Source organism: Phyllobacterium sp., from assembly GCF_037994405.1.
GTDB lineage: Bacteria > Pseudomonadota > Alphaproteobacteria > Rhizobiales > Rhizobiaceae > Phyllobacterium.
Genome location: NZ_JBBNAN010000373.1, coordinates 1 through 8,184, shown reverse-complemented (window position 1 = coordinate 8,184; position 8,184 = coordinate 1). Strand labels below are relative to the sequence as shown.

Here is an 8,184-nt window from a genome sequence, read left to right as displayed (position 1 = left end):
GGCAACAACGTCTTGCCGTCAATCGAGCAGGCGCTCTCCTCGGATGCGCAAGGTCAGCTTGAGGATCTGAACACGGAATTCTTCGCCAACAAGGACATGACGATCGAGGATGCCCAAGCGCGCTTCGCCGAGATCATCAGCCAGGCCAAATAGAGCTGTCGCACTGCATTTAACGAATGCGCCCGCGCACTAGTGGGATCTAGCTCGACCGCCCGTTCCGCGCACGCAAGCGCTTCCTGGTTATCCGTTTTGGTATACTTCGAGATCAGCGCCTTGGCGCGGAGGACGAGGTCGTAGGCCTGCAACGCTATCGGGCTCATACGCTGCACGCGGTCGCGACCCACCGCCTCCACCCTGCCGCTATCCGTAGCAATTATCCGGCGCGCGATCCGGCGCGGCTGCACGCATGTACCGATTGAAGCGATGCGCCTGGCTGAGAATGGGGACAATCGATGAGAGACGACCGCAACTACTATTGATGGCCAAATGGAGCTTGACGCCCTACGCGATTGGCTCAGTGCCTACCGTGAAGATACGGTGTCGCTTGGCAGTTAAATGGGGCCTTCCTCAATCTGTGTGAAGCTGGCTTGATGGGCTGACGGGCAAGTTGTTATGCGCCCTTATGCAAAACAAAATCAGAATGGTCTCCCGGACCGAATGTGCGGGTTGTTGGCGCTGAACGCATCGCTGGCGGGTAGGTGATCTCCGCTGTTGGTCAGGGTTCCGGCTTGTGCCCTGAATGTAACAAGCGCTCAAAGCGCCGGCATGGGCGATGATTTGCGGCGGGAGCACGGTGACGTTTGTAGGTGACGGAACGCTGGCTCAGGCCATACCTGACGCTAAGTTTATGTGACGATACTCCTACGCAGCCTCCACGAGCCGGTGACGCTCATAGAGGAACTTCAGCACTGCCGATCGGCAGCGGATGTAGGTCGCATCAGACGCCAGCTCGATGCGCCGACGCGGACGAATGAGCGGGACATGCAGAATCTCTCCGATCCTAGCTGAAGGCCCGTTGGTCATCATGACGATACGATCAGAGAGGAGCACGGCCTCATCCACATCATGGGTGATCATCAGCACCGTATTGGCAAGTTCAGCGTGAATCTGCATTACCTGATCCTGAAGATGCGCCCGCGTCAGCGCGTCAAGTGCCCCGAACGGTTCATCGAGCAACAGAACTTTCGGCTCCATCGCCAATGCCCGCGCAATGCCGACGCGCTGCTTCATGCCGCCGGAGACTTCCGATGGGTGCTTGTCCTTGGCGTGGACCATCTGTACCAATTCGAGATTGCGCATGGTCCACTCATGACGCTCTGCCCGACTTTTTGTCGCCGAGAATACCTTGTCGACAGCCAGCTTGACGTTTTCGTAGACCGTCAGCCAAGGCAGCAAGGAATGGTTCTGAAACACGACTGCCCGGTCCGGTCCCGGTGCATCGACAACTGCGCCTTCCAGAAAAACCACACCGCGTGTGGCCTCGGTCAGGCCTGCCACAATGTTGAGCAGGGTCGATTTTCCACAACCAGAATGGCCGATAATCGAAATGAAATCACCCTTTTCGACTGTCAGGGAAACCTGTTGTAAGACCTGCGTGGTGGTGCCGCCGCGGCTGAACACCATGTCGATCTGCTCAAGCGAGAGATAGGGCTTTGACATCATCGTCTCCTTAGGCGCTTGCAGTGTTGCGGGTGACGGTATTGGCGAGGAAGGCGATGGCACGATCAAGCAGATAACCAACAATGCCGACATAGATGAGAGCCAGAATGATGTCGCTGATGCGTGAGGAGTTCCAGGCATCCCAGATGAAGAAACCGATGCCTACACCGCCGATGAGCATTTCAGCAGCAACGATGGCGAGCCACGACAGGCCGATGCCGATGCGCAGGCCCGTGAAAATATAAGGCGCTGCTGCCGGGATCATGATCTTGGTGAAATATTCGAACTGGTTTAGGCGAAGTACTTTCGCAACATTCTGGTAGTCCTGCGGAATATTGCGAATGCCAACGGCCGTGTTGATGATGATCGGCCATATGGCTGTAATGAAGATCACGAAGATTGCAGAGGGATTACCGTCTTTGAAAGCGGCGAGTGAAAGTGGCAGCCAAGCAAGCGGCGGCACGGTGCGCAAGACCTGGAAGATCGGATCGAGACCCCGCATGGCCCAATCGCTCTGCCCGACCAGCGTACCAAGCGCAATCCCGGCGATCGCCGCAAGACAATAGCCAAAGGCCACACGCCTGAGGCTGGCAAAAATGTGCCAGAACAGACCCTGGTCAACGCCCTGCCCCACATAGAACGGATGAACAATCAGTTCCCAGGTTTCGGAGACGACACGCGACGGCGGTGGAACGCTTGCCGTTGGTGACGAACAGATGATCTCCCAAAACACCATCAAGAACGCCAAGGTAATGAGCGGCGGCAGGATATGCCCTGCCAAAGAGGAGAGCCACTGCGCAAGCGACCGCCGAGCAACAGTTTTTGGGGAAACCGCGAATGTCATGATCTTGACCGCATATGGCTTCTTGTTGGAGCTAATAGGAATGGGGCTGACTGCCATGCCGGTTTCCTTCAAGCAAAACGTTTGATGTCGAGGCTGGCCAGATAGGTCTGGGGGTTGTCCGGATCGAAAATCTTGCCATCGAAGAAAGTTTCCGAGCCTCTCGAGGTTGAGGCGGGAATATCGGAAGCGGCAACGCCGAGTTCCTTTGCTGCCTCGCGCCAGAGATCCTCGCGATTGACTTTGCCGACCAATGCCTTGATGTCCGTGTCCGGCGCAAATTTACCCCAGCGGATATTTTCGGTCAGAAACCACTTTTCATGGCTTTGAAACGGATAGGAGGCATGGTCGCGCCAGAATTTCATCAGGTGCGGGCTGGCCGTTTCGACGCGTCCCGAGCCATAGTCGTAATTGCCTTTCAACCGTCCGACGATATCGGTGGCGGGGACATTGAACCAGGCGCGCTTGCCAACAATTGCTGCCAGTTCGTCCTTGTTCGCCAAGTCGTCAGCCCATTGCTGGGCTTCCATCACTGCCATCAGCAGCGCCTTGGTGGCGTTCGGGTTTTTCTCAACCCAATCGGCGCGCATGGCAAACGATTTTTCCGGGTGCTTGGCCCAGATTTCCGCCGTATTGATTGCGGTGTAGCCGATGCCCTGATTGACGAGCTGCGCATTCCAAGGCTCGCCAACGCAGAAGCAATCCATCGTGCCGACTTTCATGTTGGCAACCATCTGTGGTGGTGGAACGACGATGGTTTCGACGTCCTTGTCGGGGTCGATGCCACCGGCAGCGAGCCAATAGCGGATCCACATATCATGCGTGCCCCCAGGGAATGTCATCGCAGCTTTGGCGGCGCTACCCTCTGCCTTCTTCTTGGCAAAAGTCTCTTTCAAAACGCCGGAATTGGCTCCAACCTTCAAATCGGCATAGGCCGACCCGATGGATATCGCCTGGGCGTCGAGATTGAGGCGCGCGAGGATGACCATGGGCAAAGGCTGGTTGTTCTGGGTCACCTTACCGGTGCTGATGAGGTAAGGCATCGGGGTGAGAATATGCGCGCCGTCGATGCCATTGCCAGTTGAACCCAGCACCAAGTTGTCGCGTGTTGTGCCCCACGAGGCTTGCTTCACCACCTCGACGTCCGGCATGCCATATTTGGCAAACAGGCCCTTCTCCTTGGCGATGATCAATGGCGCGGAATCGGTCAGCGCAATGAAGCCCAGTGTTGCCTTCGTGGTCTCGGGACCTGAAGCAGCTGCATAAGCGCCAGCGGGAAAGGCAGATTTGGCAGCGGCAAGGAGCGCCAGCATTCCGCCTGCTTTCAGAAGTTTTCGTCTTTGTATGCCAGTCGACAGTATGTGTTTCATCGTTGTTCCCTTAAAATGCTTCGGCCTTATTCAGCCGTTCGAGCCATAAAAAAAGCCGCTGGATGGAGTGCATTCCCCGGGGATTGACCGGTGAAATCTACTCGCCCGAGCGACATCGATGTCTTTGAGGCACCCTATGCGGCGCCCTACGGGTTCCTGTCGTCATTGACGGAACAACCTGTACATGCAAACTGCATGCCACTTTCATATAAAACCGTTAAATTATTGAAAACAATCAAAAATTTGTAAGGGTTGTTCGTCTGGGATACCAAAATTGGTCGACCAAAGCGAGAAATTTGTGCTGTTGCAGGAAATGCATGCAAATTTATTGTGCACGCACAAAAATTGGACACGTTTATCCCCGCTGAGATATCGGACGAATGCGCCCCCCGATGTGATCAGCGATTGCGGTAATTATCGGTGCCGGGTGTAGGTCGTGGCCGCCGCCCTCGAGTTTTATGAATTTGGCTCCCGCCGCCACCAGCCCCGTTGTCGCTGGCGGCACCGCCTGCGTCATGTTAATAACGGCGACCGGCGTACAGTTCGCCGTAAGAACACTCCCTGTCCAGAGAATCTTCCTGATCGGTGCGGCAGCCGCCATGATTTCGATGATAAGCCTAGCCATTGCCGTGAACGCATTGAAGTTTCTTGATGGCAGCGGCAGTATTTGCCGGAGCCGGCCAGGGATTAGGCCAGCTCGAGGGGCTCACGCTAATCGGCACACACGTGCCGACCAACCGGAGAGCCGAGGCCAATGCCGTCCTTAACATCGGCGGCGGCTATGTTCCCTGTCGCTACTGGTTACCTTATTGACCTGATCGGATTGAGCGTCGGGGCTACCACATTCGCTGCAATCCTCACTACAGCGGGTACCGCGGCAATCTTTGTCGCGATGCCCCTGCGTAAGGACTAGCGAACGTCATTCTGTGTCAATCTTCCCCACAGTATGTCGAACGCACCAACAATACTCGCCACTCCCTGTCTTCTGAGATGAGTGCCGATCATACAGTCACGACGATCTTCCCGAACTGCTGATTGGATTCCAGGTAATGGTGCGCCTCGACGATCTGATCGAAAGCAAAAACCCTGTCGATGATCGGCTTCAATACACCTGACGCAAGTCCGTCCAGGACGAAACGTTTGGCTCGATCCAGTTGTGCTTGGTCGCGGACGACCTCCTTGTACTGATAGCCGTGCAGCGTCAGGTTCTTGGCAAGCACAGGAAAAAGCGGCAATGGCGTCGGTTCCCGGCTAAGGGCCCCATATTCGATCACGATACCATTTGGAGCCATAGCGCCTGCCAGTTGCAACAACATCGGTCCTGCGACGGGGTCGAAGGCAATACGGGCACCGGCACCCTTTGTGATCTCGCCCACCCGCCTAGCAAGGTCTTCCTCTTGCGTGACGATGACGTGAGCCGCACCAGCATCTAGCAAAGCAGATTTCTTGGCACTGGTCCGGGTTGTGGCGATGGGCATTGCACCGACAGCCCGAGCGGTCTGGATCGCCGCGAGCCCAACGCTGCTGGACGCAGCGGTAATGATGACGACATCACCCCTGGCCAGCTTGGCGATCTCGATCAACGCACCATAGGCCGTAACATACTGCATCCAGATTCCGGAAGCCTCGACCCACGTCAGGGATGACGGATGCTTGACCGCTACCGCTGCGGGAAAGTTCGCGACTTCGCCGTAGGATCCCCATCGGGTAATGGAGAGCGGCGGAATCACACTGACCGCGTCGCCAGGGACAAAGTCGTTTACGCCCGCCCCCAGCGCCGTAACCACGCCCGCACCTTCATAGCCGAGCCGGGCGGGAAAATCCGGCGTCTCGACATAAGGGCCGGAGCGGAACATGGATTCGGCCCGGTTCAGACCGAACGCCTTGATCTCAACCGCGATTTCCCCTGGTCCTGGCGGCGGGACGTCGACCTGTTCGATTTTCAGCACTTCCGGGCCGCCCAGTTCGTGGAAACGTATGATGCGTGACATGAAACCGATCTCCTGTTGACGATGACGCTTGGCCGACATCCTCTATATGATTGGTTTCTGTATTGGGATAAATGGAACGGTTGTGACAACTATCGAAAGCATTGGTTTCTAATTATGGATCGACTGACCAGTATGGCGGTGTTCGTCAAGGCCGCGGAGGCTGGCTCCTTTGCGGCTGCAGCGCCGGCGCTTAGCCTCTCCTCGCCGATGGTCGGCAAGCATGTACGCTTTCTTGAGGAGCGGATCGGTGCGCAGCTTCTCAACAGAACCACTCGGCGCCAGAGCTTGACCGAGGTAGGGCGTGCGTTTTACGAGCGTTGCAAACTGGTGTTGGCTGAAGCCGAGGCAGCCGAGGCACTAGCTCAGGATCTGCAGGCGATCCCACGGGGCCGATTGCGCATCAATGCGCCGGTGACTTTCGGCTCCTATAGCCTGGTGCCCATGCTCACGAAATACATGCGACGATATCCCGATGTGACTGTCGATCTCACATTGTCCGACCGTATCGTCGATCTGGTCGACGAAGGCTATGACGCCGTGATCCGGATCTCACCTCTGACGGATTCCACGCTGATAGCCCGGTCGCTTGCGCCTTATCGGCTGGTGGCATGTGCGTCGCCGACCTATCTCGCCGAACGCGGTGTACCGGAGACACCTGACGACCTAACCGATCACGAATGTCTTGGTTTCGCCTATTGGGCGCGGCCGCCACTCGACGAATGGGAATTCACGGACGCGCAAGGCGTTCATAAGGTCAAGGTCCGCAGCCGCTTCCTTGCCAATAACGGGCAGGCATTGCGCGAGGCGGCGCTGGATGGCTTTGGCATTATTCTCCAGGCAGTGGACATGTTGAAGGAAGACCTCGCCTCAGGACGGCTGGTGCGGGTGCTACCGGAGTATGAGGGACCCTCCCGGCCAATGCACATTGTGTTCGCTGCTGATCGGCGACCGACACCAAAGCGGCGCAGCTTCATCGACTTTGTCGCGGCAACCTTCGGCTGAGTGCCGACGCAGAAAGCGGCGCAGGTCCTGCCGTGATGTTGAAGATCTTGCCCCAAGTCTTTCAGTTATGGCCAGGAAAATAAAACAGCTCAATCGGCTGCAAGAAACCTCTTAACGGTGGGAAACCGGCAGATTTTGCTCCCTCGGCTTTTCAATTGCCCGTGGAACGACGCTGACATCAGAAGCGGCATATCTTTTGACCAATGTAGATATCAGCTTCCCGCGCAGCTTCGATCGAGGCCGCTCTGAAAAGCCAGTGGCTAACCGAATTACGGCAGTTGTCTACAATCCAGCTGCCTTACGCAGGGCCTCATTCACCCGGCCCTGCCATCCCTTGCCAGTGGATTTGAATGCCTTGATAACGTCGGGGTCCAGTCTCAAGGAGATTTGCTGCCGTGGTTTCTCGACGCTCGGCCGTCCCCTCGCCCGCTTGATGCTTTCCATCAGGTCGGGGAAGACTTCGGCAAACGGCCTGGCCTGCGCCAACTGTTCGTCGGTTGCATCGGGTGCGTCCGGATCGCTGGCAATCTGTTTCTGGACCTTGGCTTCTTCGGCAGCAGTCAAGGGTTTGATTCGATGTTTGGTGGTCATAGAATCTTCCTTTCCTTCTGACTGGCGGTGCGCATGGAAATCACCGACAAGCCTTCCCTTCCCAAGCGGGCGAAGACAACTGCGATCACATTGTTGCCCAAAACACCGATTGCCATCATGCGGTTTTGCTTGCTCGGCAGAATGGTCGATGCTGCGAAAAACTCCATATTGAGTCGGCAAAATTGTAGCCGCGTTTCTCCAGATTCTGAATGTGTTTTGTTTTCATCCCACGTGATTTGCATGATTTTTTGTATCACATTAAATAAATTGCCAACAATAAAAGTGATACAAATAATATAATTGGCCGCGCCCGATAATTGTTCTTATCGGGCATAGAGCCGTTCAAAGCCCCGTTTGGAATGGTTTAGTCAGTAGTGCCAAAGAATCGTATCCTTCTGCCAAACCATTTATCTTGCGCTCACCCAAAACGTGACTTTGAGCACGCCAATCCACTGCAGTTCGTGCGGCACATATCTCGGCACATGGGCCGAAGCGCTGGAGGCGATCGCCCTCGTGAAGGAAGAAATGGCGTAGAATGCCTATTTTCTGAGCGTTTAACACCGTTGTTAATTGTTAGAATTGTATAACAACCGAGTTTCGTTGCTTGGGTGGGAAAAATGCAAGAATTGTTGAGAAGACTTAGTGACCCGGATTGGGATGACATGTCGGACTATGTCGTGCATTTCACCCGAAAGACTCCCGACAACGATGCCGCGCACAATATGGAGAA

The 8,184-nt window shown here is 55.8% G+C and carries 8 protein-coding genes; 2 read left to right on the top strand and 6 right to left on the bottom strand.

From position 1 onward, the window contains the following. Positions 1-861: 861 nt before the first annotated feature. The 3 genes from AAAC48_RS20935 to AAAC48_RS20925 form a co-directional block, all read right to left on the bottom strand. Entirely contained in the window at positions 862-1,659 is a 798-nt protein-coding gene (locus AAAC48_RS20935) for an ABC transporter ATP-binding protein (RefSeq protein WP_340656042.1), read from the bottom strand. 10 nt (positions 1,660-1,669) lie between these two features. After that, the gene (ntrB, locus tag AAAC48_RS20930; protein WP_340656041.1) at positions 1,670-2,503 is read right to left on the bottom strand and encodes a nitrate ABC transporter permease; all 834 of its coding nucleotides are present in this window, start codon (positions 2,501-2,503) and stop codon (positions 1,670-1,672) included. A gap of 68 nt (positions 2,504-2,571) precedes the next feature. Next, the gene (locus AAAC48_RS20925) at positions 2,572-3,870 is read right to left on the bottom strand and encodes a CmpA/NrtA family ABC transporter substrate-binding protein (RefSeq protein ID WP_340656040.1); all 1,299 of its coding nucleotides are present in this window, start codon (positions 3,868-3,870) and stop codon (positions 2,572-2,574) included. 651 nt (positions 3,871-4,521) lie between these two features. Here AAAC48_RS20925 and AAAC48_RS20920 point away from each other — a divergent pair. Beyond that, entirely contained in the window at positions 4,522-4,683 is a 162-nt protein-coding gene (locus AAAC48_RS20920; RefSeq protein WP_340656039.1) for a hypothetical protein, read from the top strand. 188 nt (positions 4,684-4,871) lie between these two features. On the opposite strand, the gene AAAC48_RS20915 is transcribed toward AAAC48_RS20920, so the two are convergent. Next, the gene (locus tag AAAC48_RS20915; RefSeq protein WP_340656038.1) at positions 4,872-5,861 is read right to left on the bottom strand and encodes a zinc-dependent alcohol dehydrogenase family protein; all 990 of its coding nucleotides are present in this window, start codon (positions 5,859-5,861) and stop codon (positions 4,872-4,874) included. A gap of 114 nt (positions 5,862-5,975) precedes the next feature. On the opposite strand from AAAC48_RS20915, the gene AAAC48_RS20910 reads away from it, so the two are divergent. Beyond that, positions 5,976-6,863, top strand: coding sequence for a LysR substrate-binding domain-containing protein (locus tag AAAC48_RS20910; RefSeq protein WP_340656037.1), 888 nt, complete (start codon positions 5,976-5,978; stop codon positions 6,861-6,863). A 282-nt stretch (positions 6,864-7,145) separates the two neighbouring features. Here AAAC48_RS20910 and AAAC48_RS20905 read toward each other — a convergent pair whose 3' ends face one another. Both AAAC48_RS20905 and AAAC48_RS20900 read right to left on the bottom strand, forming a co-directional pair. Next, positions 7,146-7,454: a BrnA antitoxin family protein gene (locus tag AAAC48_RS20905; RefSeq protein WP_340656036.1), complete on the bottom strand. Its 309-nt coding sequence runs from the start codon at positions 7,452-7,454 to the stop codon at positions 7,146-7,148. After that, the gene (locus tag AAAC48_RS20900; protein ID WP_340656035.1) at positions 7,451-7,696 is read right to left on the bottom strand and encodes a BrnT family toxin; all 246 of its coding nucleotides are present in this window, start codon (positions 7,694-7,696) and stop codon (positions 7,451-7,453) included. Before AAAC48_RS20900 ends, AAAC48_RS20905 begins: the two co-directional genes overlap by 4 nt. Positions 7,697-8,184: the final 488 nt, after the last annotated feature.

Coding starts and splice junctions, on each gene's coding strand:
- AAAC48_RS20935 (WP_340656042.1), bottom strand. CDS start 1,659: ATGTCAAAGCCCTATCTCTCGCTTGAGCAGATCGACATGGTGTTCAGC.
- ntrB (WP_340656041.1), bottom strand. CDS start 2,503: ATGACATTCGCGGTTTCCCCAAAAACTGTTGCTCGGCGGTCGCTTGCG.
- AAAC48_RS20925 (WP_340656040.1), bottom strand. CDS start 3,870: ATGAAACACATACTGTCGACTGGCATACAAAGACGAAAACTTCTGAAA.
- AAAC48_RS20920 (WP_340656039.1), top strand. CDS start 4,522: ATGGCAGCGGCAGTATTTGCCGGAGCCGGCCAGGGATTAGGCCAGCTC.
- AAAC48_RS20915 (WP_340656038.1), bottom strand. CDS start 5,861: ATGTCACGCATCATACGTTTCCACGAACTGGGCGGCCCGGAAGTGCTG.
- AAAC48_RS20910 (WP_340656037.1), top strand. CDS start 5,976: ATGGATCGACTGACCAGTATGGCGGTGTTCGTCAAGGCCGCGGAGGCT.
- AAAC48_RS20905 (WP_340656036.1), bottom strand. CDS start 7,454: ATGACCACCAAACATCGAATCAAACCCTTGACTGCTGCCGAAGAAGCC.
- AAAC48_RS20900 (WP_340656035.1), bottom strand. CDS start 7,696: ATGCAAATCACGTGGGATGAAAACAAAACACATTCAGAATCTGGAGAA.